The sequence below is a fragment of the Streptomonospora nanhaiensis genome, from assembly GCF_026642255.1.
Taxonomy (GTDB): domain Bacteria; phylum Actinomycetota; class Actinomycetes; order Streptosporangiales; family Streptosporangiaceae; genus Nocardiopsis; species Nocardiopsis tropica.
This window is the reverse complement of record NZ_CP113264.1, coordinates 5,830,621-5,857,023: the sequence shown is the minus strand read 5'-3', so window position 1 is coordinate 5,857,023 and position 26,403 is coordinate 5,830,621. Positions and strand designations below refer to the sequence as shown.

26 protein-coding genes, 1 tRNA gene and 1 pseudogene are annotated in these 26,403 nt (G+C 72.5%); 16 read left to right on the top strand and 12 right to left on the bottom strand.

The features are described 5' to 3' along the window. Positions 1-22: 22 nt before the first annotated feature. The gene (locus OUQ99_RS25225) at positions 23-481 is read right to left on the bottom strand and encodes a flavin reductase family protein (RefSeq protein WP_267950490.1); all 459 of its coding nucleotides are present in this window, start codon (positions 479-481) and stop codon (positions 23-25) included. A gap of 20 nt (positions 482-501) precedes the next feature. After that, positions 502-2,244, bottom strand: coding sequence for a signal peptide peptidase SppA (gene sppA, locus OUQ99_RS25220; protein WP_267946272.1), 1,743 nt, complete (start codon positions 2,242-2,244; stop codon positions 502-504). Between the two features lie 157 nt (positions 2,245-2,401). On the opposite strand from sppA, the gene OUQ99_RS25215 reads away from it, so the two are divergent. The 4 genes from OUQ99_RS25215 (at position 2,402) to OUQ99_RS25200 (ending at position 7,504) form a co-directional block, all read left to right on the top strand. Next, positions 2,402-3,085, top strand: a complete 684-nt coding sequence (locus OUQ99_RS25215; protein ID WP_267946271.1) for a hypothetical protein — start codon at positions 2,402-2,404, stop codon at positions 3,083-3,085. Positions 3,086-3,255: 170 nt separating this feature from the next. Further along, on the top strand, positions 3,256-4,599 hold the full coding sequence (locus OUQ99_RS25210) for a M16 family metallopeptidase (protein ID WP_267946270.1): 1,344 nt from the start codon (positions 3,256-3,258) through the stop codon (positions 4,597-4,599). A gap of 55 nt (positions 4,600-4,654) precedes the next feature. Beyond that, entirely contained in the window at positions 4,655-6,001 is a 1,347-nt protein-coding gene (locus OUQ99_RS25205) for a M16 family metallopeptidase (RefSeq protein WP_267946269.1), read from the top strand. Between the two features lie 336 nt (positions 6,002-6,337). After that, positions 6,338-7,504: a serine/threonine-protein kinase gene (locus OUQ99_RS25200; protein WP_267946268.1), complete on the top strand. Its 1,167-nt coding sequence runs from the start codon at positions 6,338-6,340 to the stop codon at positions 7,502-7,504. 320 nt (positions 7,505-7,824) lie between these two features. On the opposite strand, the gene OUQ99_RS25195 is transcribed toward OUQ99_RS25200, so the two are convergent. Both OUQ99_RS25195 and bcp read right to left on the bottom strand, forming a co-directional pair. After that, positions 7,825-7,899, bottom strand: a tRNA-Leu gene (locus OUQ99_RS25195). A gap of 88 nt (positions 7,900-7,987) precedes the next feature. Beyond that, complete coding sequence (gene bcp, locus OUQ99_RS25190) at positions 7,988-8,470, bottom strand: thioredoxin-dependent thiol peroxidase (protein WP_267946267.1); 483 nt, start codon at positions 8,468-8,470, stop codon at positions 7,988-7,990. Between the two features lie 327 nt (positions 8,471-8,797). Here bcp and OUQ99_RS25185 point away from each other — a divergent pair, with 327 nt between their 5' ends. After that, positions 8,798-9,982 (top strand): CDP-alcohol phosphatidyltransferase family protein, encoded by a 1,185-nt coding sequence (locus tag OUQ99_RS25185; protein ID WP_267946266.1) that lies wholly within the window; start codon positions 8,798-8,800, stop codon positions 9,980-9,982. Continuing rightward, positions 9,942-10,337 carry a DUF3618 domain-containing protein gene (locus tag OUQ99_RS25180; RefSeq protein WP_267946265.1) on the top strand — a complete coding sequence of 132 codons (396 nt, stop codon included), beginning with the start codon at positions 9,942-9,944 and terminating at the stop codon, positions 10,335-10,337. The genes OUQ99_RS25185 and OUQ99_RS25180 overlap by 41 nt, the downstream gene beginning before the upstream one ends. Positions 10,338-10,533: 196 nt before the next feature. Here the strand turns inward: OUQ99_RS25180 and OUQ99_RS25175 are convergent, their stop codons facing one another. Continuing rightward, positions 10,534-11,772 carry an alanine racemase gene (locus OUQ99_RS25175; RefSeq protein ID WP_267946264.1) on the bottom strand — a complete coding sequence of 413 codons (1,239 nt, stop codon included), beginning with the start codon at positions 11,770-11,772 and terminating at the stop codon, positions 10,534-10,536. A 171-nt stretch (positions 11,773-11,943) separates the two neighbouring features. Between OUQ99_RS25175 and purU the strand changes: the two genes are divergently transcribed. The 8 genes from purU (at position 11,944) to OUQ99_RS25135 (ending at position 16,011) form a co-directional block, all read left to right on the top strand. Continuing rightward, positions 11,944-12,831, top strand: coding sequence for a formyltetrahydrofolate deformylase (gene purU / locus OUQ99_RS25170; RefSeq protein ID WP_267946263.1), 888 nt, complete (start codon positions 11,944-11,946; stop codon positions 12,829-12,831). A 305-nt stretch (positions 12,832-13,136) separates the two neighbouring features. Next, on the top strand, positions 13,137-13,325 hold the full coding sequence (locus OUQ99_RS25165) for a CsbD family protein (RefSeq protein ID WP_267946262.1): 189 nt from the start codon (positions 13,137-13,139) through the stop codon (positions 13,323-13,325). A 48-nt stretch (positions 13,326-13,373) separates the two neighbouring features. After that, positions 13,374-13,847, top strand: a complete 474-nt coding sequence (locus tag OUQ99_RS25160; RefSeq protein ID WP_267946261.1) for an Asp23/Gls24 family envelope stress response protein — start codon at positions 13,374-13,376, stop codon at positions 13,845-13,847. Continuing rightward, positions 13,847-14,167, top strand: a complete 321-nt coding sequence (locus OUQ99_RS25155) for a hypothetical protein (RefSeq protein ID WP_267946260.1) — start codon at positions 13,847-13,849, stop codon at positions 14,165-14,167. Before OUQ99_RS25160 ends, OUQ99_RS25155 begins: the two co-directional genes overlap by 1 nt. A 38-nt stretch (positions 14,168-14,205) precedes the next feature. Beyond that, positions 14,206-14,379: a hypothetical protein gene (locus OUQ99_RS25150; protein WP_267946259.1), complete on the top strand. Its 174-nt coding sequence runs from the start codon at positions 14,206-14,208 to the stop codon at positions 14,377-14,379. A 63-nt stretch (positions 14,380-14,442) separates the two neighbouring features. Continuing rightward, entirely contained in the window at positions 14,443-14,811 is a 369-nt protein-coding gene (locus OUQ99_RS25145) for a hypothetical protein (RefSeq protein ID WP_267946258.1), read from the top strand. A 1-nt stretch (position 14,812) separates the two neighbouring features. Further along, positions 14,813-15,418, top strand: coding sequence for a DUF6286 domain-containing protein (locus tag OUQ99_RS25140; RefSeq protein WP_267946257.1), 606 nt, complete (start codon positions 14,813-14,815; stop codon positions 15,416-15,418). A gap of 2 nt (positions 15,419-15,420) precedes the next feature. Next, positions 15,421-16,011: an alkaline shock response membrane anchor protein AmaP gene (locus OUQ99_RS25135; RefSeq protein ID WP_267946256.1), complete on the top strand. Its 591-nt coding sequence runs from the start codon at positions 15,421-15,423 to the stop codon at positions 16,009-16,011. 320 nt (positions 16,012-16,331) lie between these two features. On the opposite strand, the gene OUQ99_RS25130 is transcribed toward OUQ99_RS25135, so the two are convergent. Continuing rightward, positions 16,332-17,600 (bottom strand): metal-dependent hydrolase family protein, encoded by a 1,269-nt coding sequence (locus OUQ99_RS25130; RefSeq protein WP_267946255.1) that lies wholly within the window; start codon positions 17,598-17,600, stop codon positions 16,332-16,334. Positions 17,601-17,744: 144 nt separating this feature from the next. On the opposite strand from OUQ99_RS25130, the gene OUQ99_RS25125 reads away from it, so the two are divergent. Together OUQ99_RS25125 and OUQ99_RS25120 are read left to right on the top strand one after the other, a co-directional pair. After that, positions 17,745-18,578, top strand: coding sequence for a MurR/RpiR family transcriptional regulator (locus tag OUQ99_RS25125; protein ID WP_267946254.1), 834 nt, complete (start codon positions 17,745-17,747; stop codon positions 18,576-18,578). A gap of 177 nt (positions 18,579-18,755) precedes the next feature. Continuing rightward, on the top strand, positions 18,756-20,204 hold the full coding sequence (locus OUQ99_RS25120) for a sodium:solute symporter family protein (RefSeq protein WP_267946253.1): 1,449 nt from the start codon (positions 18,756-18,758) through the stop codon (positions 20,202-20,204). A 129-nt stretch (positions 20,205-20,333) separates the two neighbouring features. Here the strand turns inward: OUQ99_RS25120 and OUQ99_RS25115 are convergent. From OUQ99_RS25115 to gcvT, 6 genes and pseudogenes are all read right to left on the bottom strand, one after another. Continuing rightward, a pseudogene (locus tag OUQ99_RS25115) lies at positions 20,334-20,456 on the bottom strand (L-serine ammonia-lyase, iron-sulfur-dependent, subunit alpha); the annotation flags it as partial. Between the two features lie 331 nt (positions 20,457-20,787). Beyond that, positions 20,788-21,447 carry a hypothetical protein gene (locus OUQ99_RS25110; protein ID WP_267946252.1) on the bottom strand — a complete coding sequence of 220 codons (660 nt, stop codon included), beginning with the start codon at positions 21,445-21,447 and terminating at the stop codon, positions 20,788-20,790. 441 nt (positions 21,448-21,888) lie between these two features. After that, positions 21,889-23,301, bottom strand: a complete 1,413-nt coding sequence (locus tag OUQ99_RS25105) for an L-serine ammonia-lyase (RefSeq protein ID WP_267946251.1) — start codon at positions 23,299-23,301, stop codon at positions 21,889-21,891. 78 nt (positions 23,302-23,379) lie between these two features. After that, complete coding sequence (gene glyA / locus OUQ99_RS25100) at positions 23,380-24,648, bottom strand: serine hydroxymethyltransferase (protein ID WP_267946250.1); 1,269 nt, start codon at positions 24,646-24,648, stop codon at positions 23,380-23,382. A 7-nt stretch (positions 24,649-24,655) separates the two neighbouring features. Then, positions 24,656-25,036 carry a glycine cleavage system protein GcvH gene (gene gcvH, locus OUQ99_RS25095; protein ID WP_267946249.1) on the bottom strand — a complete coding sequence of 127 codons (381 nt, stop codon included), beginning with the start codon at positions 25,034-25,036 and terminating at the stop codon, positions 24,656-24,658. Positions 25,037-25,190: 154 nt separating this feature from the next. Then, the gene (gene gcvT / locus OUQ99_RS25090; protein WP_267946248.1) at positions 25,191-26,306 is read right to left on the bottom strand and encodes a glycine cleavage system aminomethyltransferase GcvT; all 1,116 of its coding nucleotides are present in this window, start codon (positions 26,304-26,306) and stop codon (positions 25,191-25,193) included. Between the last annotated feature and the right edge of the window lie 97 nt (positions 26,307-26,403).

Genomic DNA, 26,403 nt, shown 5'->3' with positions numbered 1-26,403 from the left:
CGGTCCCGGCACGGCCCCCCGGTCAGTCCAGGGCGTGGTAGCGGCCGGAGCGGCGCACCAGGGCCGGACCCTCGCCCCGCACACCGGCCAGGCCCACCACGTCGGCGAGGTACACCACGTGGTCGCCGACCTCCAGGCGCTGCCGCACCGTGCACTCCAGGGCGGCCAGCGCGTCGTCCAGCACGATGGCGCGCGTGTGCCCGCCCCGGTGGTGGGGCTGGTCCGTCACCAGGAGTCTGGCGCTGGGGCGCCCCTCGGCCGAGAAGCGGCCCGCCACCACCCGCTGTCCGGCGCCGAGAACGTTCACGGCGAACGCCCCGGCGGCCCCGATGACCTCGGCCATGTAGCCCTCGGCGCCCACGCCCACCCACACGATCGGCGGGTCGGCCGACACCGAGCCGAACGCGGTGACGGTCGCGCCCACGTCGTCCCGGCCGTCGGCGACGGTCACCACGGTGACCCCGGCGGGCAGCAGCGCCATGGCGTCCAGGTACGGACCGGTCAACGGATGTCCCAGACGTCGGGCATCGTCAGCGGACCGGCCGCGGGCAGCCCCATCGCCACGGCCGCGTGCTGGAGCGGGCCCCACGCGCCGAGCACCGTCTGCGGCTGCGAGGCCGCCATGTCCTCGCTGGACTCGTGCTGGCGGATCCGGTCCAGCGGGTGCGCGCGCGGGAAGGCGCGCAGGGGCAGGGGGCCGGCGCCCGCCTTCTCCCGGGCCAGGCGCACGGCCGTCTCCAGGCCGCCCAGCTCGTCCACCAGGCCCCGCTCCCTGGCGTCGCGACCGGTCCACACCCGTCCCCGGGCGACCTCGTGGACCTGCTCGCGGGTCATCTTGCGCGCCTCGGCGACCTTGCCGGTGAAGTCCTCGTAGATCTCGTCGAGGAGCGCGTTCACCCGCTCCCACTCGGACTCGGTGAACGGCTTGCGGGTGTCGAACATGCCCGCGTGCTCCCCGGTGCTCACGGAGTCGCTGGTCACGCCGAACCGCTCCAGCAGCCCGCCCAGGACCGGCTTGCCGGTGATCACGCCGATGGACCCGGTGAGGGTGCCGGGCTGCGCGACGACCGCGTCGGAGCCCAGCGTCACGTAGTAGCCGCCCGAACCGGCGATGTCGCCCATCGCCGACACCACCGGGATGCCGGCCCGGCTGGTCAGCTCGGACTCGCGGCGGATCGCGTCGGAGGCGGTCGGCGACCCTCCCTGGCTGTCCACCCGGAACACGACCGCCTTGACCTGCGGGTCCTTGCGGGCGGCCCGGAACGCCGCCGTCACGGTGTCCGAACCCATGACGGTGCCGCCGCCCAGCGGGGACCGCCGGGTCCGTCCCAGGCTGATGGCCCCGGTCGCGGAGATCAGCGCGATGTACCCCGGTCCGCCCGCCGCGCGGGGGCGGGGCGCCGGGGTGTGCTTGCGGTGGTAGCGGGTGACGAACTGGAGCGAGGGCTCCGGGGCGGAGCCGTCCCCGGCCCCGTCCGCCTGCGACCGGACCTCGCCGAGGAGGTCGGCGTACACCTCGTCCCGGTAGGCCAGGCCGTCGACCAGGCCGGCGTCCAGGGCCTCCTTGGGCATGAACGGACCGCGCGAGACCAGCTCGCGCACCTTCTCCTCGGGCAGGCCGCGCGCCTCGGACACCGCCTCCACCAGCTGGTCGCCCAGCGACGAGACGATGCGGCCGGACGCCTCCCTCTGGGCCTCCGTGAAACCGGTCTCGGTGACGCTGTTCAGCGCGTTCTTGTACTCGTGGCGCCTGCCGACCTCGTAGGACACGCCCAGTTTGTCCAGGGCGCCCTTGAGGAACGTCACGCGCATCATCAGGCCGGTCAGCCCGAGCACCCCCGTGGGGGCCATGACCACGCGGGAGAACGCGCAGGAGAGGTAGTACGGGAGGTTGCCCTCGCCCGTCTCCCCGAAGGAGTCTGCCCAGGCCACGGCGGTCTTGCCCGCGGCGCGGAAGTCGGCGACGCAGTCGCGCAGCTCCTGGACCTTCGCGAACCCCAGCGACCTGGCGTCCACGCGGACCAGGAGCGCGGCCACCCCCGGGTCGCGCGCACCGCGGCGGATGCCTTCGACGATGTCCAGGTAGTGCTGCCGGCGCCGGTTCACGATCTGGCTGATCGGGTCCCCGGGGGCCTCGTCGGCCACCCCTTCCGTCAGGTCCAGCTCCAGTACCAGCGGCCCCCGGGGGCGCGGCCCGAACCGGGTGAGGGACAAGGGTTCTGTGATCTTCGCGAGGTCCACCATGGCCCCAGCGTAGTGGCCGCTGTCCAGCGACTCCCTCGCCCGTCCCGGCAGCGCCTCGGTTGTCGCGAACGTGCCGGGATCCTCGGGTTCGCACCGTGTGCCGGGGGCGCTATGGTCGACTGGGTTCTGACCACGGGACGCGGGAGAGGGACGACGCATGGCGGGCATCCACGGGCGACGGCATCGGGCGCGAGGCGTGCGCGCCGGGGCGGGAACGGCCGTAGCGGCCTCCGCACTCCTGCTACTGGGCGCCTGCTCGGGCGGCGCGGAGGAGGGCGGCACCGCGATCGAGCTGGAGCGCGGCGAGAGCGGCATGGTCCCGGCGGTCGAACCGCCCGGCCCGGAGGGCTTCACCCCCCAGACGGTCGAGGGCATCACCATCGACGTCCCCGACGGCTGGGACGTCCAGAACCAGGGCGGCACGCTGTGCGCGAGCCCTCCCGGCCAGGCCGCCTGCGCCTACGGGTCGGTGCAGCTGACCGCGCACGCGGCGGAGAACCACCCGCAGGAGTGGCCCTCCAGGGGCGGGGCCCACAGCAAGGCGGACGGCTGGGCGGACAACACCGACCGCTGCCGCAGCCTCAACACCGCGGCCTCCGGCGACATCGGGATCAAGGACGCCGAGCTGCGGGTCTCCGACTTCACCGAACACGCCGACACCCTCAAGTCGCACCACTCCGTCTGGGACGTCACCTGCGCCAACGACGACACCTTCGAGGTGCGCATGTGGTTCCTGCCCACGAGCGACGTCCTCCTGTACGTCTGGTCCGCCGACTCCCAGCACTCCGCCGTCTACGACCAGATGGCCGCCTCCATGGACACGACCGAGTACCGGAGCTGACACCTGGCGCGTCCGTCCCGGATTCGGCCACCGGTTGCGCCGTTCCAGTGTCCCCCGGGTCCCGTTAGGCCATAGGGTCGTACTCGTCACGGCAGAGGACGTCCGGGGCGGCGCACGGCCGCGCGGACGACGGCAGTTCAGGCGACAGCGCGAAGCGGGGTGCAGCACTGGTGACCACCATCGGAGCGGCGGGACGGGTTGGTCAGTACACGCTCGACAACGGATTGCGCCTGGTGACGGCGGCGGCCTCCACCGGCCAGGTCACCGCGGTCAACCTGTGGTACGGCGTGGGTTCCCGGCACGAGGTCCCCGGGCGCACCGGTTTCGCGCACCTCTTCGAGCACCTCATGTTCCAGGGCAGCGGCAACGTGTCCAAGGGCGAGCACTTCGAGGAGATCGAGCGGCTCGGCGGCGACATCAACGCCTCCACGTCGAGCGACCGCACGAACTACTACGAGACGGTCCCCGAGCACGCCCTGGACCGGGTGCTGTGGCTGGAGGCGGACCGCCTGGAGACGCTGCGCGACGGCATGACCCAGGAGGTCCTGGACAACCAGCGCGACGTCGTCAAGAACGAGCGCCGCCAGCGCTACGACAACCAGCCCTACGGCACCGCCCTGGAGCGCATCCTGCGCCTGGCGTACCCCGAGGGCCACCCGTACCACCACCCGACCATCGGCTCCATGGCCGACCTGGACGCCGCCGACCTCGACTACGTCAAGTCGTTCCACAAGGCCCACTACGGGCCGGACAACTGCGTGCTCACCGTGGTCAGCGACCTCGACCCCGAGGACGTCCTGGCCCGCGTCGAGAAGTACTTCGGGTCGATCCCCGCCAGGGACTTCGTCCCCGAGGCGCCCGACGCCTCCCTGGGAGCGCCCCTGGGCGGTCCGGTGCGCGACGCCGTCACCGAGACGGTGCCCGCCGCCGGGGTGTTCATCGGTTACCGCGTCCCCCCGTACGGCGAGCGGGAGTTCGACGCCGTGCACCTGGCCTCGGCCGTGCTCGGCCAGGGGCAGGGCAGCCGCCTCTACCGCTCACTGGTGGTGGACCGCCCCATCGCCGCCGACGACGGCGGCGCCGCGGCCGACATCCTGCCCTTCCGCTACACCGACAGCCTCCTGCTGGTGAACATGCTCGCCCGCGAGGGCGTCGACGGCGACGTGCTGGAGGAGGCCGTGCGCGAGGAGATCGCGAAGCTGGCCTCCGGCGTGACCGAGGAGGAGCTGGAGCGCGCCCGCGCCGTCATGGAGCGCGACCACCTCCAGTCCATCTCCAGTCCTGCCGGGCTGGCCGACAGCATCAGCAGCTGCACGCAGCTGTTCGACGACCCGGAGCTCGCCTACACCTGGCCCCGGCGCTGGGACGACATCACCGCGGAGGAGGTGCGGGCCGCCGCCGAGCGCCTGCTGGTCGACGACAACCTGCTCGTCGTCCGCTTCGACCCTGAGGAGTCCTCGGAGGCCGAGACCCTCCAGGCGGACGCCGAGGCGAACGCCGCCGGCGCCTCCTAGGGCGCGCCGCCACCCCTGGCCCTGTCACCGCAAGCCGCAGAAAGAGCCGCAGAGCATGCCGCAGACCCGCCCGCCACTCGGTGCCGTAGCGTCCTACTCCTTCCCGAAGCCCCAACGGGTCACCGTCGGGGGCGGCACCGTCGTCGCCATCGACGTGCCCGGCCAGCGACTGGTCTCCCTCCGCCTCGTGCACCCCCACGGGGGCGCCGTGGAGCCGCTGGACGCCATGGGCGTCAACGTGCTCACGAGCGAGGTGCTGGAGGACGGCCCCGACGGCAACAGCTCCCTGGCCCCCGCACTGGAGCGCCACGGCGCCGAGTGGATGTCCCGCGTCAACTGGGACGGATTCATCACCGGCCTGGACGCCCCCGCCAACCGCGTCAACGAGGCCGTCCGCCTGTTCGCGGACGCGGTTCGGCGCCCCGCCCTGAACCCGGACGACGTCGTCCGCCGCCGCGAGCAGCTGCTGGAGCGGTTCTGGCTGGAGGCCGCCACGGCCGGGACCCTGGCCATGCGCAGCCTCGGCGGCCAGCTGTTCACCGGCCGCTACGCCACCCCGCTCGGGGGAGGCCCGGTCCGGCTGGCCGACATCACCCCGGAGACCGTGGCGTCCTTCCACGCCGAGTCCATCGCCTCCGTCGCCGGGACCCTGGTGGTCGTCGGCGACCTCGACGGGATCGACCTGGAGGAGCTGGGCAAGACGGTGTTCGGCGACGCCGCCTCCGTCCCGGAGCGCGAGTCCTCCGTCCCGGCGCCGCCGCCCGGCGAGCTGCCCCGCATCCTGATCGTCGACCGCCCCGGCTCCGTCCAGTCGGCCCTGGTCATCGCGCACCGCGCCCCGTCCCGCTCGCAGGTCGACCTGCCCAGGGCCGAGGGCATCAGCGAGGTGCTGGGCGGCATGTTCACGTCCAGGCTCAACATGGAGCTGCGCGAACGCCTCGGCTACACCTACGGCGCCGGATCCCGGTTCGACCTGCGACGCGACAGCGGCGTGTTCTTCATGTCCACCCAGGTGGAGGCGGACACCACCGCCCACTCCGTCACCTCGTCGCTGGAGCAGGTCGCCGAGCTCCGGGAGTCGGGCGTCACGGAGGAGGAGCTCACCGCGGTGCGCGAGTCCAACACGGTGGGCCTGCCCGTCAGCTACTCGACGGCGCGCTCCCTCGCGGGGGCCCTGGTCGACATGGTCGTCCACGACCTGCCGGACGACCACGTGGACCGCAACCGGGCCGGCTACGAGAGGCTGACCAAGGAGAGCCTGGACTCGGCCGCCACCGAGTACCTGCACCCGGAGGAGGCCGTCGTCGTGGTGGTCGGCGACGCGGACCGCCTCCGGCAGCCGCTCACCGACACCGGGATCGGTCCCGTCGAGGTCCGCGACCCGGAGTCCCTCTGGTCCTGATCCGGGGCGTGCGGGCGTGTCGCGCCCGCACGCCCGCCCCATGGCCGGGGCAAGGACGGGTAAAGGAGAGGCAGGTCATGGCATGCGCAGGTTTTCGTCGGACATAACGAAAGCGAACCTATGTGCCAGTGTTATGGCAACTACCAGCGTGGACTCGGCGTCCTGCTGGTATAACGAGTGATCCGTGCACCTACATGGTGACAGCGACCGCAATGCTCCGCAGGAGGCCACCATGGCCGGTGAATGGACCCGTGGATAACCGTGTCCTCCCTAGACAACCCTCACACACAGCGGCCCCGGGCGTCGCGCTCTTCCGAAGGTCCGGAGGTAGCCGGTATGGGCGACTCCGGTCCTGAGGGGCGCCTGCTCAAAGGGCGCTACCAGCTGGTGTCGGAGATCGCCAGGGGCGGTGTCGGCACGGTGTGGCGCGCCGTCGACCTGGTCATCGACCGCGAGGTCGCCGTCAAGGAGCTCAGGCTCCCGGCCGACCTGAGCCGCTCCGAGCGCGAGTCCCTCCTCCAGCGCACCACGCGTGAGGCCCGGGTCGCCGGGCGCCTCACCCACCCGAGCCTGGTCACCGTCCTGGACGTCGTGGACGAGGACGACCGGCCGTGGATCGTCATGGAGCTGGTCGAGGCATCCACCCTGGAGGAGCTGATCCAGGTGGGCGGCGCGCTGCCCTACCAGCGGGTGGCGGAGATCGGGCTCCAGCTGATCGACGCCCTCAAGGTCGCGCACACCGAGGGGATCGTCCACCGCGACGTCAAGCCCGAGAACGTGATGATCAGCCAGGCCGGGCGCGTGGTGCTGACCGACTTCGGGCTGGCCGCCTGGAACGGCGAGTCGGCGCTGAGCGCGTCGGGCCGCATCATCGGCTCTCCCGCCTACATCCCGCCGGAGAGGGCCAAGGCCGGACCGGTCGGGCCGGAGTCGGACCTGTGGTCCCTGGGCGCCACCCTGTACGCGGCGGTGGAGGGCCACCCTCCCTACGACCGCAAGGGCTACATCAAGATCCTGCGCCAGGAGCAGCTGGACGAGCCCGCGGAGGCCGCGAACGCGGGCCCGCTCGCGCCGGTGCTCGCCGGCCTGCTCCGCGTCGAGCCCGGCGAGCGGCTGACCGCGGAGAACGCCACCAAGATGCTGCGGATCGCGGCCCTGGCCCCGTGGGCGCCCGAGACCAGCGTGGAGACGGCCGCCTCCGGGGCCCGTCCGGCCGAGCCGCGTCCCGGCGAGGGCGGCGGGGACGAACAGGACCGGGAGTCGGCCCGCGAGCACTTCAAGGCGGGCGCCCACGTCCTGGCGGAGTCCATCAACGAGCGGCTGCGCAACAGCCCCGAGGCGATGAACTCGATCATGACGTCGATCCGCGAGTCCACGGACACGCTGGGGCTGACGAGTTCGGGCCGGCACGCGGAGAAGAGCATGCTGCCGGTGTTCGCCGGCGTCGCCCTCGGCGTGGTGCTCCTGCTGGCCGTCGTGCTCTGGGCCCTGCTCGGCCGCTAGCGGGCCGGCCGCGGGAGCGGCCGTCGCGGCCCGACGCCCCCGTCCTCACCGGTCCTGTGCCCGTGGCGGGGTTCGGCGCCGGGGCCCGCCGTGCGGGACCGCGGTGCGCAGGAGGTGGGCGGGGCCCACCGACCGGCGCATACCGCCTGCGGTTCGGGGTGGGGGGTGTCCCCCGGGGTGTTGCGGGTCGTGCGCAGGAGGCGGGCGGGGCCCATCGACCGGCGCATACCGCCTGCGGTTCGGGGTGGGGGGTGTCCCCCGGGGTGTCGCGGGTCGTGCGGAGGGTGGGCGGAGCCCACCGACCGGCGCATACCACCTCGTAGGGCCGGCGGGATTCGAACCCGCACTGTACAGCACCTAAAGCTGTCGTCTCCTGCCGGTTGGACTACGGCCCCGTCGGGACAACTGTACCGGGGACGCGGGCGGACCCGGCCGCCAGGCCCCGCAGGGCCGGGCCAGGCCGGGCCGCCGGAGGCCGGAGGGTCAGACGCCGAGTTCCTTCTTGAGGCGGTCGACGTGCCCGGTGGCCTTCACGTTGTAGAAGGCCTTCTCCACCTTGCCGTCGGCGCCGACGACGACGGTGGAGCGGATGACGCCCTGGACCGTGCGGCCGTAGTTCTTCTTCTCGCCGAAGGCGCCGTAGGCGCGCAGGGTCTCCTTGCCGGGGTCGCCGAGGAGGGTGAACGTCAGGCCCTCCTTCTCCCGGAACGCGGCCAGCTTGTCGGTCGTGTCGGGGGAGACGCCCAGGACGGTGAGGCCCGCCGAGCCGAACTCGCGGAGGTTGTCGCGGAAGTCGCAGGCCTGGGTGGTGCACCCGGGGGTCATCGCCGCCGGGTAGAAGTACAGGACGACGCGCTGCCCGGTGGAGGCCAGCACCTCGCTGAGGGTGACGGGCTTGCCGTCGGCGTCGTCGAGGGTGAAGTCGGGGGCCTGGTCGCCGGGCGCCAGGCGGATCGGGTCGCTCACGTGGTGTTCCCATCTGCTCGTCGGCGGGGCGGTGGGGCCCCGCCCGCTCACTGCTCCTACCGTAGCGAGCGCGCGGGGTGCCCCGGGGAGCGGCGCTTCTTCACCTGTGTCAGGCTGGGTTTACCGGCTTCGGTTGCGATTCCGGTTCGGTTCATCCGCTTTGGGGGTGACCAGCGGTTCGATCACCTATTGTTGACCGCACTCGTGCTTTCGGTCGACCCGCTGGTGACGCCCTTCGCGCACCCGGGCGCCACGCCCATCCGGTGGTGGTCGGCACGGCCTCCGGGCCGGAACACATCCGCTTCGTGTTGGGGAGTATTGGCGACGATGCCTGGATTCACACTCGACGAGGTCAGGGAGCGCACGCTCAAGGAGCGCGACTCCTGGCTCACGGTCTCCCTCGTGGACCCGGTCGCGGTCCGGCTCGTCCGCCTGGTCGCCAACCGGACCTCGATCACGCCCAACCAGCTCACGGTGGTCGCGCTCTTCCTGGGGCTCGGCGCGGCGGTCTGCTTCGCCCTGGGCTACCGGCAGTTCCTGGCCCTGGGCGCGGTCCTGTACATCCTGTGCTTCCTCGTGGACTGCGTGGACGGCAAGCTGGCGCGGCTCACCGGTTCGGAGTCCCTGTTCGGGTCGTGGATGGACTACGTGTCCGACCGGTTCCGGGTGCTGGTGTGCGCGGTCGCCCTCATGGGCGGGCAGTACGTCGTGTCCGAGGAGGTCGCCCCTGACTCCAACCCGGTGTGGTTCGTGTGGCTGGCCCTGGCCGTCGTCTTCCTGGACATGCTCCGGTACCTCAACGCCCTGCAGGTCTACAAGGTGCGCAGGGAGATGCGCTCGCACCTGGCGGCCGCGCTGGAGAGGGCCCGTGCGACCCTGTCGATGCTGGAGCCCGAGGACGACGACACGGCCTCGGCCACCGGCGGCGGCGGACGCACGATGAGCGACGGCGGAGAGCAGGCGGTGCTCCGCCACGGCATCGGCGTGCTGGAGCAGATACTGCACAGCCAGAACGAGCGGGAGGCGCGCAACCACCGCACGGCGGGCAAGCAGCCGGACCTGACGCTGCCCAAGGTGGACCTCCACCAGGAGTTCCGCTCCCGCTTCCCCTGGTACCAGCGCTTCTGGTCGGCGCTCAACGCCAGGCGCATCAGGACGCACCTGGTGGGCGGTATCGAGTTCCAGCTGGCGGTGTTCGTGGTGGCTCCCCTGGCCGTCGCGGTCCTCGGCGCCACGTCGCTGATCGGCTGGATCACCGCCGCCGCGGGCGTTTTGCTTCTCGCCTTCGAGATAGCCATCATCTATAAACTGTGGTTGTCCACGCGGGACTTCTTCCGCGTGGTCGACGGAATCGACGGCGCGCTGAGATTCTCCGGTCCGTCCGACGGCGCGGAGGAGAGCCGGGACTCCGGCTCGGACTCGGACTCGGGCTCTCAGACGACCCTGCGCCAGTGGAGAGAGGCGGAGCCCCATGACGGGACGCGACACCGAACCGCGCCAGACCCCGGCTGAGATCCAGGCCGAGATCACCCGCGAACAGCGGCGGCTGGCGGAGACCCTGGACGAGCTGAGTGAGCAGGCCCGGCCTGCCAACATCGCCCGTAGACAGATCGGGAGGGCCCGCGAACGCGGCGCACGGATCGTCGACGAGGCACGCGCCCTCGTGGTCGGCGGAGGCGCTGTGCGTGTGGAGAGCCACCTCGTGGCCCCCGAGGAGGGCAGCATCGTCATCAAGGGCGATGACGAGGTCGTGACCACCTACCAGTCGCGCCGCCGGCTGCCCCCGGAGGCGCTGATCCTCGCGGTCGGCGTGGGCGCGGTGATCGCCGTGGGCGTGGTGGCCTGGGCGGTCCGCCGCCGCGGGTAGCGGAACCGGTGGGAGGGGCCCGTGCGCTCGGCGCACGGGCCCCTCGTCGTACGGGCGGTCCTGTGTTCAGGCGGCTCCGGCCCGGCGGACCGGGGGCAGCCCCCGTGGCGGGCGCGCGGGGACGGCGGACCCCGCCGGCTCCGGGCCGCTCCGCGGGTGCCGGTGGCGCGGCCCGGAGCCCGGGCCGCCGCCCGGCTCAGAGGAAGGTCCGGCCCTCGCCCCGGTAGGTGGGGACGGCGCCGACGTACTCGCCGGTGTCGGAGTCGACCAGGTGCAGGGTGTCGAAGCGCTCGCAGAGCTCGCCCGCCTTGGCGTGGCGCATCCACACGCGGTCGCCGACGGCGAGGCCGTCGGCCGCGGCGCCGACGAGGGGGGTCTGCACCTCTCCCGCTCCCTCGTTGGCCGTGTAGGACAGTCCTTCGGGGAGGTGGGGGGTGGGCGCCCGGTGGGGGTCGACGGGCCCGGAGGCGGGGTAGCCGCCCCCGAGGGCGGTCACCACGCCCGGGGCGGGGCGGCGCACGACGGGGAGCGCGAAGAGGGCGGCGGGGCGGCCGCGGAAGGCCCGGTAGTGGTCGAACAGGTGCGGGTGGAAGAGGCCGGACCCCGCCGTGAGCTCGGTGACGGCCTTCTCCCGGCCGGTGGTGTGGAGGCTGCCGGTGCCGCCGCCGTTGACGAAGCGCAGGTCGGCGACGGCGCCCACCGCCCGCACGACGGCGGCTCGGCGCCGGGCGAGCTCGACCGCCGATCTTCGCTGGACGGCGCGCAGGACGCGCGCGTACAGGGGGCGCCCGGGAGGGGCGTCGCCCACCCCGGCGATCTGCCCCTCGTAGGCCATGATCCCGGCCAGCTCCAGCCCGGGCCGCTCGACGACGGCGCGGGCGAGCGCCGCCGCCTGTGCGGGGGTGCGCACGGGGGAGCGGAAGGAGCCGATGCGGGCGCGGGAGCCGAGGGGCTGCCAGCTGGTGTCGATGTCCAGGCAGACGCGGACGGGCGGGGCCCCGGCTCCGCGCGCGCCGGAGGCGGCCGCGTCGGCCACGGCGGCGCTGATCAGGTCCAGGTGGGCGGTGTCGTCGACCATGACGGTGACGGTCCGGGCGGCGTCGGGGTCCCCCGCGAGCCGGGTGAGGGACTCCCGGTCGACGGTGGGGTAGGCCACGAGGATGTCGTCGTCCAAGGGGCCCTCGGAGTCGCCCTCGGCCAGCCAGAGCGCCTCGGGGAGGGTGAAGGCCATGATCCCCGCGTAGCCGGGGAGGGAGAGGGCGGTGCGGAGCAGGGCACGGCTGCGCACGGACTTGCTGGCGATGCGGACGGGCTTGCCGTGGGCCCGGCGGGTGAGGTCGGCCGCGTTGGCGCGGAAGGCGGCCAGGTCGACCATGGCGAAGGGGGCTTGGAGTTCGCGCGTCGCGGCCTCGTACTTCTCACGCAGGCTTGTCATGCGTCCGAGGATGCCAGAACATGAATGTGTTTCATATTCCCGGTGGTGAACGGTTCGGTGAACCCTGTGGCCGGGACGACGCCCCGGAACCGCTCCGCCGGGCGGCCCGGGTCGATATCCTGGGGCGTCACGGCTGATCAGCCGGTCCGACCCCAGGAATGGTTCTTTCCCATGAGTGAGCGCGAGTACGTCCTGACCCTTTCGTGTCCCGACAGCAGGGGCATCGTCGCGGCAGTGGCCAACCTGCTGTCCGACCACGGTTGCAACATCACCGAGAGTCAGCAGTACGGCGACCACTACACGGGCCGGTTCTTCCTGCGGATGCAGTTCGTGGCGGAGCGGGGCGGCGACGGGCCGGTCGGCGAGGACGTGCTGCGCGGGGCGTTCGCTGCGCTGGCGGGGGACTTCGGGTCCGATGCGGGCGAGGCGTTCGTCGAGTGGACGCTCAACCCCCGCGACGTGCGCCCGCGCATGATCGTCATGGTGTCCAAGTTCGGCCACTGCCTCAACGACCTCCTCTACCGCCAGCGCAGCGGGCTCCTGGACGCCGACATCGCCGCCGTGGTGTCCAACCACCCGGACCTGGGGTTCCTCGCGGACTCCTACGGCGTGGACTTCCACCACCTGCCGGTCACCGCGGGGAACAAGCCGGAGCAGGAGACGCGGCTCCTGGAGCTGGTGGACTCCTACGACGTGGGCCTGGTCGTCCTGGCCCGCTACATGCAGGTGCTCTCCGAGCAGCTGTGCACCAAGATGTCCGGTCGGATCATCAACATCCACCACTCCTTCCTGCCGAGTTTCAAGGGTGCGCGCCCCTACCACCAGGCCCACACGCGCGGGGTCAAGCTGATCGGTGCGACGGCCCACTACGTCACCGCCGACCTGGACGAGGGGCCCATCATCGAGCAGGAGGTGTCCCGGGTGGACCACACGCACAGTCCGGAGCAGCTCACCGCGATCGGCCGGGACCTGGAGTCGGTGGCGCTGGCACGCGCGGTCAACTGGCACGCGCAGCGCCGGGTCCTCCTCAACGGGGGGAAGACGGTCGTCTTCGGCTGACGCCGGGGACACGGCCTCCCCGGCGGATCGCCGGGCGGGACCGCTTTTCGGACTCAGGGGCGCCTTCCGGGGCGCCCTTTTCGTTTTCCCGCGACGCAGGGGTGTGTCGTGCCCGTGGAGGCGGGATGGGAAAGACTCTCTCCTCTTCTGACCAGCGATTCGTTACTCAAAGTATCTTGGTAGCTACGTACAGTGTGTATATGGTGTGTTTAGTTCGGAACTCATCTGGCCATCCCTTGGCGCAGATACCGGGTTTCGGTCCGAAATCTCCGAGAGCAATGCGCTCGGAGGAGGGGGCAGAAAACATGGGCAAGCACTTCGACGACGCCGCCGGCAAGGCCAAGGAGGCCTACGGCAAGGCCGCGGGGGACCGCGGCAAGGAGGCCGAGGGCAAGGCGGACCAGGCCAAGGCCGATGCCAAGGACAAGGCCGACCGGGCCAAGGACAAGGCCAAGGACGCGAGCGAGAAGGCCAAGAACGTCTTCAAGCGCTGACGACCGCTGTGACCACGGGGTTTCTGCACACTGCGCAGGGGGGGACCAGTGTCGGACATCAGGACCGAAGCGAAGGTGCCGGGCGCCCGCGAGGCGGGCAGGGGGGACGCCTCCGGCGACGGGGGAGGACGCACCCAGATCGCGGACGGGGTGGTCGCGAAGATCGCCGGGATGGCCGCGCGTGAGATCGGCGGCGTCCACGCGATGGGCGGCGGGACGGCGCGCGCCGTCGGCGCCGTGAGGGACGCCGTGACCGGCGGCGGCGCCGACCGCGGCTCCGTCTCGCGCGGGGTCTCGGTCGAGGTGGGCGAGCGCCAGGCCGCCGTGGACATCGACCTGGTCGTCGAGTACGGGGCCGCCATCCAGGACCTCGCGGCCTCCGTGCGGCGCAACGTCGCCACGGCGGTGGAGCGCATGACCGGCCTGGAGGTCACCGAGATCAACATCAGGGTGGACGACATCCACCTGCCCGACGAGGACCAGGACGACGACTCCGACGACTCCGGGCCCCGGGTCCGGTAGTGGCGGCCGGCGGTGGGGACCCGGGCGAGGTGGCCCGGCGCGTGGCCGAGGAGGCCGTCCGCTTCCCGGACGTGGTGGAGCTGTCGTCCGGAGGGTTCGGAACGCTGGCCACCCCCGTGCCCGGCGGACGCGTGCACGGCGTCGCGGTGCGCTCGGACGGGGTCGAGGTGGGCGTCGTGGTCCGCTTCGGGAGACCGCTGCCGGAGATCGCAGCCGAGCTGCGCCGGGGCCTGGCCCCGCTGGCCGGCGGCCGCACCGTCCACATCTCGGTGGAGGACGTGGTCGCCGGTCTCGGCGACGGCAGCCGGACGGGGCTCTGAACGTGGAAGCAACAGGTGCTGGACAAGAGGGGGAAGCCATGTGGCCCATCGTCGGCCTGTCCTACGGGACGGTACTGGGGCTCGCCGCCGCCTTCGGCGGGTTCGCGGCCTTCGCGCTGGTCCTGGTTCTGGGCCTCGTCGGGTTCGTCGCGGGCCGGGCGATGGAGGGCGAGATCGACCTCGGTGAGATGTTCTCGCGGCGATCGGCCTGAGGCGGGCCCCTCGGACGTGCGAGGGCGCCGCCGACACACACGCCCCGGAGGGAAGGAGCGGTCGTGGCCGGAGTGCGGACCGATACGGTCCCCAGGCAGAGGGAGCACCCGCCCGGCGGGCCGGACCACGGGCGGCACGAGCGCGGACGCGGCCCCGCGGGCCGCACCGTCATCGAGCCCGGAGTGGTCGAGAAGGTCGCGGCCCGGGCCGTCCGCGAGGTCGAGGGGGCCCGCGCGGCCAGGTCGAGGGCCGCACGGGCGAAGGTGAGCGGTGACGTGGTCCTCCTGCGGCTGCGGATCACCGTGCGCTACCCGCGCTCGGCGCGGGAGGCCGCCGCCCGTGTCCGCGGACACGTCAAGGAACGGGTCGAGCGGACCACCGGCAAGCAAGTCCACCACATCGACATCGAGATCGCGGAGCTGGTGCGCTGACATGACCACCGTGGAAGAGGTGCTCGGCCGCCCGGACCAGGGCGTCGACCGTCGGGCGAAGCGGGTGGCGGTCCATACCTTCCGGCCGAGGAGGTCGTGGCCCGCGGTGATCACGGGGCTCGTGATCCTCGTCGTGGCCGTCGTCGCCGCCGCCGAGGTGATCTCCGCGCTCGCCGGGAGCCCGCTGCGGCTCATCCCGGTGGGCGCGGCCACCGGATATGCCGGGGCCACCACCTGGTCCGCCCCCTCGGTGCAGATCGCGTCGGCCGTCCTGGCGCTGATCGGCCTGGCGCTGATCGTGGCAGCCCTCACGCCCGGGCACGGGCACTGGACCGCGCTGCGCACCGACGACCCCGCACTGGTGGTGGGGCTCACCAGGCCCGCGCTGCGCCGTGCGGTGGCCGCGGCGGCGCACGAGGTCAGCGGTGTCGACGCCGTGAACGTCGCCGTCCGGGGCAACAGGCTCCGGGTGCACGTGCGCACCGGTATGCGGGAGGCCGCGGGGCTGCCCGCGGAGGTGACCGCGGCCGTGGAGCGGCGGTTGGAGGAGCTGGCGCCGCTGCGCAGCATGCGGATCGCCACCCATGTCAGGTACGCGGAGGTGTGACCGTGGTGCGAGACAGGGCCCGCAGGTCGGCCCGGGGGAACCGTTGGGGCCTCGCGGTCGTGGGCGCGGTCCCGCTCGCCGCGGGGCTGGCGGCGCTCGCCGCGGGGCGCGGGCTGTTCGGCGCGTCCCTCGCGGAGAGCCCCCTGCTCAGCGCGTCGGCGGCCGACTTCCTCGGACGGCCGTGGGTGCCGTACGCGGCGGTCGCGGTGGCGTTCGTCGCGGGGTTCCTGGCGTTGCGCTGGCTGATGATCCAGGGGCTCAACGACACCGTGGGGCGCCTGGTCCTGGACAAGGGCAACGACGGCCGGGTGGAGATGTCCGAGAGCGTGGCCCGCGGAGCGCTGGAGCAGGAGGTCGCGGACTACCCGGGTGTGCGCCGCGCACGTGCGAGGCTGACGGAGTCCTCCGACGCGCCGCACCTGCGGCTGGCGCTCACCCTGGACGACGACGCCGACGTCAGGGGGGTGTGGCAGCGGGTGCGCTCGGACGCCCTGGCGAACCTGCGCAGCTCTCTCGACCTGGAGAGGGTGCCCGCCGTCGTGCGGATGTCGATGACCGCTCCGGCCAAGAACCCCCGGCGGGGCCTCGCCTGAGGGGGAGGGCCCGCACGGGCCCTCCCCGGCTCGGCGCGGCGACCATCCGTCCTCGACCACGCAGCGGGCCGGCGCGAGGCGCCCACGGGGCCAGGGATGCGTTGGCATGGATGGTGTGAACCACGGAGGGTCCTCCGGTGAGTCGGTGCAGATCCAGACGATCCACACCGATACCGGAGGCCCTCTTCGCTTGGGTCGGGCGGGGTGGGCGGTTCCCGACCTCAGCGGCCAGCACACCTGGGCGTGGTCCGTGGGTGCTTTCGGTGGGCCCGGCGCTCGCGCCGATCGCCGCGGGCCCGGGACGACCCGCGGAACACGGCCTACGCCAGGGCGGCGTCCGCGTCGCCGCGCTCGTGCCGCACGCGGCCGTCGCGCAGGACGGTGCGCACGTTGCGCTCGGGATCCGCGAGCACCCCGATGTCGGCGAGGGGGTCGCCGTCCACGACCAGCAGGTCGGCACGGGCGCCGTCGCGCAGGGTGCCGACGACGCCCTCCAGGCCGAGGAGCCGGGCGGCGTTGACGGTGGCCGAGCGCAGGACGTCGGCGGCGGGCTGGACCCGGCCGCGGATGGCGAACTCCCGGCTCTGGCGGTCCTGCATACCGCCGAGCAGGTCGCTGCCGAAGACCAGGTTCACCCCGGCCTCGTGCGCCATGCGCAGCGCGTCCATGCCGCGGGTGAGGACGGTGTCCACCTTCTCCTGGCTCGCGGCGGGCAGGCCGTAGGCGGCGCCCTGGAGGGACAGTTCCTCGTAGGTCACGAGCGTGGGCACCAGGAAGGCGTCGTGCTCCAGGAACAGCTCGACGCTGCTCTGATCGATGAGGTTGCCGTGCTCGATGCAGCGCACGCCCAGGCGCAGGCCCCGGTTGACGGCGCGGGCGGTGTAGGCGTGGCCGGTGACGTAGCGGTTGGCGGCCTCGGCCTCCTCCACCACGGCGCGGATCTCGTCCTCGGAGGACTGCGTGGAGTCGATGCGGTCGGTCGGGGAGGCGACCCCGCCCGACAGCATGATCTTGAGGTGGTGCGCGCCGGTGCGGAGCTGTTCGCGCGCGGCCCGGCGGAACTCGTCGGGGCCGTCGCAGACCACGCCGGCGCCGGGGCAGCAGGCGTGGGTGTCGTTGCCCTGGCGGCCGGGGCCCCGGAAGTCGCCGTGCCCGCCCGTCTGGGAGAGGGCCTTGCCGCCGAACATCAGCCGGGGGCCGTCGACCAGCCCCTCCTCCACCGCGAGGGCCAGGCCCCAGTCGCCCCCGGCGACGTCGCGGACGGTGGTGAAGCCGCGCTTGAGCATGGCGTTGAGGGACGTGGCGGCGTAGCTGGCGATGTAGGAGGGCGAGTGGTCCATGGCCGCGCCGAGGTCGGCGCTGAAGGCGGTCGCGTGGATGTGGCCGTCGATGAGGCCCGGCATGAGGGTGGCTCCGCCCAGGTCGACGACCTCGACGGCCCCGTCCTTCTCGGGGGCGGGGCCGCGGCCGCTGCCCGCGATGAGCCCGTCCTCCACGAGCAGCCAGGAGTCCGGCGTCCTGGTGCCCGCCTCCGGGTCGAGGAGGCCCGCCCCGGTGAAGAGGAGCGGCGGCTGGGACTGGCGGGTCATGTGTACCTCCGATGGAACGGCTCGGCGTGTGGGCCACGCATCTGCAATATATGTTGCATCAAAGGCGCGCGGACGGCCAGGGGGTGGTATCGCTTGGTGGACGCGCGGCCCGGGGTGTTCCGGCCGCGCCGGGACGGAGGGGTGATGGCGGACTGGATCGAGGCCGCGCTCGGCGACGGGCGCCTGGGCCGCGCGGCCGAGCGCGTGGTCAGGGTGCTGCGGGACCAGCCGAGGTTCGCGTCCTACGCGAGCACCGCGGAACTGGCCGAGCGCGCCGGGGTCAACGTCGCCACGGTGGTCCGCGCCGCGCAGGCCCTCGGGTTCAGCGGCTGGCCGGCGCTCCGCGTCGAACTGCGCTCGCGCTACCTGGCCTCCCTCAGCGCGGGGGAGGTGCTGGCCGAGCACGCCGGGTCCGACGCCGACCCGGTCCGGGCGGCGGTCCGCGCCGACCGCGAGGGGCTGCGGACCCTGGAGCTCACGCTCGAACCCGGCAGGGTGCGCGCGCTCGCCGCCTCCATCCACGCCGCGCGCAGGACCAGGGTGGTGGGTTCGGGCACCTTCGCGGCGCCCGGCCTGCAACTGGCGCACGCCGCCGGGATCATGGGCTACGACGTGGAGCGGTTCGACGTCGGGGGGACGGCGCTGGTCAACGCCCTGGGGCGGATGGGACCGGAGGACCTGCTGCTGGCGTGCGACCTGTGGCGGCTGCCCACCGCGCTGCGCGCCGCGGTGAGGGTCGCCGGGCAGCGGTCGGTGCCGGTCGCGGTCATCACCGACCGCAGGGACTCCCCGCTGGCGGAGGGCGCCGCGCACCTGCTGCTCGTCCCGAGCGAGGGGGTGGGCATGTTCCCCTCGCTGGTCCCGGCGATGTCGGTGATCCACGCGGTGCTGGCCGAGCTGGCGCGGATCGGCGGGGACGGGGTGCTGCGGGCCGTGCGCGACACGGAGCGCCTGTGGGAGGAGACGGAGCTCTTCTGAGCGACGGCCGGGTGGATGACCTGCGGCGACGGAGTGACACGCACGTGACGTGATCAGGATCACGTTCTTTGCAATAAGTGTTGCACTTCACTGGCGCGACTGCTTTCATGGCGGACGGATCACCGCCGGTGGTCTCCCCCCGTGCCCATCCCCTGAACCGAACCTCGCAGGTGGCCAATGCAGACGACCCATCTCGTGATCCTCGCCGTGTACATCCTGGCCATGCTGGGGATCGCCCTCTACTTCCTGCGCTCAGGCAAGCTGCGCGGCGGTGACGACTTCCTCTTCGCCGGACGCAGCCTCCCCCGCCCGGTCATGATCGCCACCATGCTGGTCACCTGGGTCGGGTCCGGAACCATCATCGGCGGCGCCAACTTCGCCTACACCTACGGGCCGACGGCCGGGCTCGTCTTCTTCGCGGGCACCCCGCTGGGCATCCTCGTCCTGCTCCTGGCGGCCCGCCGCATCCGGAGGGCGTCCAGGCACACCATCCCCGAACTGCTGGAGGTGCGCTTCGGCATCGGGGTCCGCACCGTCGCGGCGGTGGTCACCACCATCGCCTTCCTGGGCCTGACCGCCTCGCAGTTCGTCGGCGGCGGGTACGTCGTCAGCCTGGTCACCCCGCTGTCCGCCACCCAGGGGACCGTGCTCATCGCCGTCGTCGTGACCCTGCTGACGATCAGCGGCGGCCTGTTCTCCGTCGCCTACACCGACTTCGTGTCCGCCATCCTCATCGTCCTCGGCCTGTGCATGGCGCTGCCCCTGGTGTTCGCCGCGGTCGGCGGTCCGGGCGCCTACTGGGACGGGCTGCCGGAGCAGGCGCGGACCTTCAGCGGCGGACTGAGCGCGCTCCAGCTCCTCGGCTACTTCCTCCCGCTGTTCCTGCTGCTCCTCGCCGACCAGAACATGTACCAGCGCCTCGCCGCCGCCAAGGACGAGCGCGAGGCCAGGTCGTCCACCATGGGCATGCTGGTGGGCAGCTTCTTCGTCTTCATCCCCGTCGTCCTGCTCGCCACGGCCGCCGCCGTCCTCATGCCCGGCATCAACGGGGACATGGCGGTCCTGAGCCTGGCCTCCGAGGGCTACCTGCCCGCCGTCCTGGGCGGCCTGATCCTGGCCGGCGCGGTCGCCTTCGTCATCACGACGGGCTCGTCGTACATGCTGTCCGGAGCCTCCAACGTCGCCTACGACCTGTACGCGCGCTTCGTGGGGGACCGGGTGAGCGAGCGCAGCAAGCTCGTGGTCCAGCGGCTGTCGGTCCTGGGCATCGCGCTCGCGGGCCTGGCCCTGAGCCTGTACTTCCCGACCGTGCTCGAGCTCCAGATGTACTCGTACACCGTCTACGGCGCGGCGATCACCCCGGTGGTCCTGTCGGTGCTGTTCTGGAAGCGCGCGACCACCGCCGGAGCCGTCGCCGCCCTCGTCGTGGGCGCGGCCACGACCATCGGCTGGCAGCTGGCCGGGACCCCGGCCGGCCTGAACGGGGTCATCGCGGCACTGCCCGCGGCCCTGGTCGCCCTGGTCGCCGTCAGCCTCCTCACGAAGGCGCCGGACCCGGAGAGGGTGGCCGCCGCCGTCGCGGCGCCCGACGCAGACACCGGCGCCGAGGCCGACGCCTCGAAGTGACCCGCCCCCGGGCCGCGCTCACGCGCGGCCCGGCCGGCGTCCCCGCGCAGCCGCAGGCGGGGCTCCCGGTCGACGCGGCGGAGACCGCCGCGTCGACCGCACGCGTTCCACGGGTTCCGAGGGTTCCCCTCAGCACTCGATGACGTTGACGGCGAGGCCGCCGCGCGAGGTCTCCTTGTACTTGTCCATCATGTCGCGGCCGGTGCCGCGCATGGTGCGGATGACCTTGTCCGGCGACACGAAGCGGCTGCGTGCTGCCCTGCGCGCTTGACGGGCTCCCCTCCTACCAGGGGCTGGCGTGTATCACGTGTCGATCGCCGAAACAGGTACCTGTCCGGAGAACAGCATGGGGGCCAGAGCGTCATGTAGTTCGCTCGTCGTCCTGCTTATCTCGGCGTGCAGGCGGGCCTTGTCGTCCAAGGAGTGGAGGGAAGCGCCGATCGCTCGCTGAAATCCGCCGGTTCGGGGAGGTCAGGACCGCGCTCGACCCAGTTGGTCACCGCGGCGGGGCTGACGCCGGCGTGCCTGGCGAGCTGCGCGCGTGACACTAGTGTCGGCCCGCTCTCGTCCACGGTGGCTCTCCTCAGTTGCTCGGGGGAAGGACGCCCCGCCACTCCTGCTCCTTGACCAGGAGTACCTCGGGGACCTGGTCCATGTGCCTGATTCCGCCGGCCGCCTCCGGGTTGATCCAGGACAGGACGCGGTAGATCGTGCTGTGGTCCGCCTCCAGGTGACGGTGGTGGATGGGCTCGTGGTGCATGATCCGGTTGCGGAAGGTGCGCAGGTAGTCCACCTGCCTGCGCAGGTCCTCGCGGGGGCCGCCGTAGAAGGGGAAGGCGCTGTGCAGGGCCGTGCGCCAGAGGCTGCGGTCGTACCGGGAGACCAGCAGGAAGGACCAGAATCCGAAGGACAGCTCGGTGACGATGTCGTCCGGGCTCGCGGGGGATCCCCGCCGGAGGCAGGTGTCCCTCGCCTGGGCGACGAGCTGCACGCCCTTGCGGTGGAGCGGAGCCGCGTGCCACCAGTCCGCCCGCCCGAAGCGGTCGCACAACCGGTCGTGCATGGAGTTGCGCAGTGCCAGTTCGAGGACGTGCAGGGGACGGTAGAAGGCGGCGGAGACGGCGACGTTCCAGTGGTACAGATGGGCCGCCCTGGTGGAGTCTCCGTCGCAAGCGGTGATGTAGGGGGCCAGGCGCGGACGTGAGTAGACGGTGTACATCCACTCCGGCATGTCGTCGCTCAACAGGGCCTTCTTCCGTCTCGGCCTGGGGGAGGCTGTCTGTTCCGGGTCCTGCGTGGTATCGTCGAGGACGTAAGCCCCGGGCCGCCTCTGCTCAGCACGCCACCCGGGGCACAGCTGTGTCCGGGGGTGCCGCAGTGCGCGCAGCCCCTCTGGTTCACGCGGCATCACGCTGTCCGACTGGTGTCCACGGTACATGCGCGCCTGAAAGAGCCGAGCGCACTGCGGTGCGCGATTTTTGTCAACACCGCATCAATGGGCCGGATCTGCATCCGCTCAGCCGCTCCTTGCCTGGTCACCGGGTTTCAGGGGACAGGATCTGTCCGAGCGCCGTTGTCTGCGAGTTGCCGCAAGAAGCCCACCTTCATGCTGTTGACAACGTGTGGGAGGGCGGCCGCCAAGGGCCCCTCGGGCAGGGGCCGGTGCGACGGATGGCTGCCCCGATCAGCACTCGATGACGTTGACGGCGAGGCCGCCGCGCGAGGTCTCCTTGTACTTGTCCATCATGTCGCGGCCGGTGTCGCGCATGGTGCGGATGACCTTGTCCAGCGACACGAAGTGGCTGCCGTCGCCGCGCAGCGCCATGCGGGTCGCGCTGATCGCCTTCACGGAGGCGAGGGCGTTGCGCTCGATGCACGGCACCTGCACGAGGCCGCCGATCGGGTCGCAGGTCAGCCCCAGGTTGTGCTCCATGGCGATCTCGGCGGCGTTCTCCACCTGGGCCGGGGTGCCGCCCAGGACCTCCGCCAGACCGGCGGCGGCCATCGAGGAGGCCGATCCCACCTCGCCCTGGCAGCCGACCTCCGCGCCCGAGATCGACGCGTTCTGCTTGAACAGGATGCCGATCGCGGCGGCCGTGAGCAGGAAGCGCACCACGCCCTCGTCGCCGGCCCCCGGGCTGAAGTGCAGGTAGTAGTGCAGCACGGCCGGGACGATGCCCGCGGCGCCGTTGGTCGGCGCGGTCACCACACGGCCGCCCGCCGCGTTCTCCTCGTTGACGGCCAGGGCGTACAGGGTGATCCAGTCGCTGCCGCGCATCGGGTCGGGGTCCACCCCGGTCGGCGCCAGCAGGCCCGCCTCGTCGCAGTTCCCGCCCAGCTGCCGGTACAGGCGGTGCGCCCGGCGCGGCACCTTCAGGCCGCCGGGGAGGCTGCCCTCGGTCATCACGCCCCGGCGCACGCACTGGCGCATCGCGGTCCAGATGACCAGGAGCTCCTCGCGGATCTGATCGGGGGTGCGTCCGAACGCCTGCTCGTTGTCGAGCATCACCGCGCTGATCGACTTCCCCGTCTCCGCGCAGATCGCCAGCAGCTCCTCGGCGCTGTCGAACGGGTGCGGGACGACGGTGGCGTCGGGTGTGATCCGGTCGGCTCCGGCGGCGCGCTCGTCCACGACGAAGCCGCCGCCCACCGAGTAGTACACCTTGGAGGCCAGTTCGCCCCCGTCGGCGTCCAGGGCCGCGAACCGCATCCCGTTCGGATGGTCGGGCAGGCTCTCCCGGCGGCGGAAGTCGATGTCCACGGCCGGGTCGAAGGCCACCCGCGGCCCGTCCGGGCCGCCCAGGTACAGGCCCCGGTCGTCCCGGACCCCCTCGACGAGCTCGGAAACCCCGTCCACGTCCACGTGCTCGGGGGTGTGGCCCATCAGCCCCAGCACCACGGCGGTGTCGCTGCCGTGCCCCTTGCCGGTGAGCGCCAGGGATCCGTACAGCTCGGCCCGGACACGGGCGGTCCGGTCGGCCGTGCCCGCCTCGCGCAGCCCGGTGGCGAACGTGCGGGCCGCCTTCATCGGGCCGACCGTGTGCGAGCTGGACGGCCCGATGCCGATCTTGAACAGGTCGAACGCGCTGATGGCCATGGCTGTCCTCCTCGTTGAGTACAGGGCCCGGGGAGCAGGGGTGCCGTGCGGGGCCCGGGGCCCCGCACGGCGGGCGCCCTACAGGTTGGGGTAGAGCGGGTACTTGGCGGTCAGGGCACGGACCCTGCCGCTCAGGGCGTCGGCGTCGAACTCCGGCTTGAGCGCCTCGGCGATGACGTCGGCGACCTCGGCGAAGTCCTCGTCGCCGAACCCGCGGGTGGCCAGGGCCGGGGTGCCGATCCGCAGACCGGAGGTGACCATCGGCGGACGCGGGTCGTTGGGCACCGCGTTGCGGTTGACCGTGATCCCGATGCCGTGCAGGCGGTCCTCGGCCTCCTGGCCGTTGAGCCGGGAGTCCACCAGGTCGACCAGGACCAGGTGCACGTCCGTGCCCCCGGAGGCGACCTTGACGCCGGCCTCGGCCATGTCCGGCCGGGTGAGGCGCTCGGCGAGCAGGCGCGCACCGCTGACGGTGCGGCGCTGGCGCTCGGCGAACTCCTCGCCCGCGGCGACCTTGAACGAGACCGCCTTGGCGGCGATCACGTGCTCCAGCGGGCCGCCCTGCATGCCGGGGAACACCGCGGAGTTGATCTTCTTGCCGTACTCCGACTTCGCGAGGATCATGCCGCCGCGCGGCCCGCCCAGCGTCTTGTGCGTGGTGGTGGTGACCACGTCGGCGAACGGCACCGGGTTGGGGTGCAGCCCGGCGGCGACCAGGCCGGCGAAGTGCGCCATGTCCACCATCAGCAGGGCGCCGACGGAGTCCGCGATCTCCCGGAAGCGGGCGAAGTCCAGCTGGCGCGGGTACGCCGACCAGCCGGCGACGATCATCTTCGGCTGGTGCTCCTTGGCGAGCGCCTGGACCTCGTCGTAGTCGACGGTGCCGTCCTCGTCGCGCACGTGGTAGGCGACCGCGTTGAGGATCTTGCCGGAGTAGTTGATCCGCATGCCGTGGGTGAGGTGGCCGCCGTGGGCCAGGTCCAGGCCCAGGATGGTGTCGCCCGGCTTGAGCAGTGCGAAGTACACGGCCGTGTTGGCCTGCGCGCCCGAGTGCGGCTGCACGTTCGCGTGCTCGGCGCCGAACAGCGCCTTGGCGCGGTCGATCGCGAGCTGCTCGACGACGTCGACGTGCTCGCACCCGCCGTAGTAGCGGCGGCCGGGGTAGCCCTCCGCGTACTTGTTGGTCAGGACGGTGCCCTGCGCCTCGATCACCGCCTGGGGGGCGAAGTTCTCCGAGGCGATCATCTCCAGGGTGTCGCGCTGGCGGGCCAGCTCCGCGTCGACCGCGGCCGACACCTCGGGGTCCAGTTCGCCCAGTGTCTGGTTGAGCGTGTTGTCAGTAGCCATCGGGGGCCTACTCCTCGCCTTCGGTCAGCTTCGTGTACTCCTCGGCGGAGAGCAGCCCGGAGGGCTCCTCGGCGAGCCGGGCCCTGAACAGCCAGCCGCCCTCGAAGGGGGCGGTGTTGATCGTCTCGGGCGCGTCCTCGAGGGACTCGTTGACCTCGACGACCTCGCCGCTGACCGGCGAGTAGATGTCGCTGACGGACTTGGTGGACTCCACCTCGCCGCTCGGCTCACCGGCGGTCACCTCGCTGCCGACCTCGGGCAGCTCGACGAAGACGATGTCGCCCAGGGACTCGGCGGCGAACGAGGTGATCCCGACGGTGGCGATCCCGTCCTCGACCGCGACCCACTCGTGTTTGGCCGTGTAACCCAGCTCCGTGGGAACGCTCACTTCAACTCTCCTTGGAGGTGTTCCATTTTCCTGCCGTGCACCTGTGCTGCCCGGCCCGGCCTACGCCCGGTCGCGCCACGTGCGTGCCGGTCCCCGGTCAGGGGATCCGGCCGCGCGGGGCGCGCGGGCCTTCGGGGTGTGAAGGCCCCTGCTGCTACGGCTGCCGCTTGTAGAACGGCAGCTCGACCACGTCGACGTCCTCGCCCCTTCCGCGCACGTCCACGGTGAACGCGCCGGTCGAGGTGTCGAGGTCGCCGTCCACGTAGGCCATGGCGATGGGGCGGCCCAGGGTGGGGGAGGGCGCGCCGCTGGTGAGGGTTCCGACGGTCTCGCCGTCGCGGAGGACGTCCTGGCCCTTGCGCAGCGGGCGGCGCCCGCGCGCGACGAGGCCGATGAGGCGGCGGGGGCGGGCGGTGCGGGAGGCCTCCTCCAGGGCGCCGCGGCCCACGAAGTCGCCCTCCTTCTCGAACTTGACCACGCGGCCCAGTCCGGCGTCGAAGGGGGTGAGCTCCGCGGTGAGCTCCTGCCCGTACAGCGGCATCCCGGCCTCCATGCGGAGGGTGTCGCGGGCCGACAGCCCGGCCGGGACGAGCCCGTGCCGTTCCCCCTCGGCCATCAGGGCTTCCCAGACCAGGGGGGCCTTCGCGGCGGGCCGGACGAAGATCTCGAAGCCGTCCTCGCCGGTGTACCCGGTGCGTGCGAGCAGGACGGGTTGACCGGCGACGGTGTGCTCGTACCCCGCGTAGTAGCGGATGCCGTCCAGGTCCGCGTCGGTGAGCGGCGCGAGGATCTCGACCGCGCGCGGCCCCTGGATCGCGATCAGGGCGTGGTCGGCGGACTCGTCCGCCACCTCGACGTCGAAGCCCTCGGCGCGTTCGGCCAGCGCGGCGGCGACCACGGGCACGTTGGCGGCGTTGGCCACGACGAGGTACTCCCCCTCGCCCAGCCGGTAGACGATGAGGTCGTCCAGGACGCCGCCCCCGGCGTCGGTGATCATGGTGTAGCGGGCACGGCCGACCTTGACCTGGGACAGGTGGCCGACCAGGGCGAAGTCGAGGGCTTCGGCGGCCTGCGGGCCGGTGAGGCGGATCTCGCCCATGTGGGAGAGGTCGAAGAGCCCGGCGGCCTCGCGGACCGCCTTGTGCTCGGCGGTCTCGCTGCCGTAGCGCAGCGGCATGAGCCATCCGGCGAAGTCGACCAGCGTGGCGCCGGCCTTCTCGTGGACCTCGCGGAGCGCGGTGGCGCGCGGCGCTGATGCGGGATCGGACATGGGCACTCCCGAGAGGATGGGCGTCGTGTCGTGCAGAGGCGTTGCCATCCTCCCCCTCTGTCATCTGTGCCTGAGAGCTTCGCCGCGCGCTCGGCGT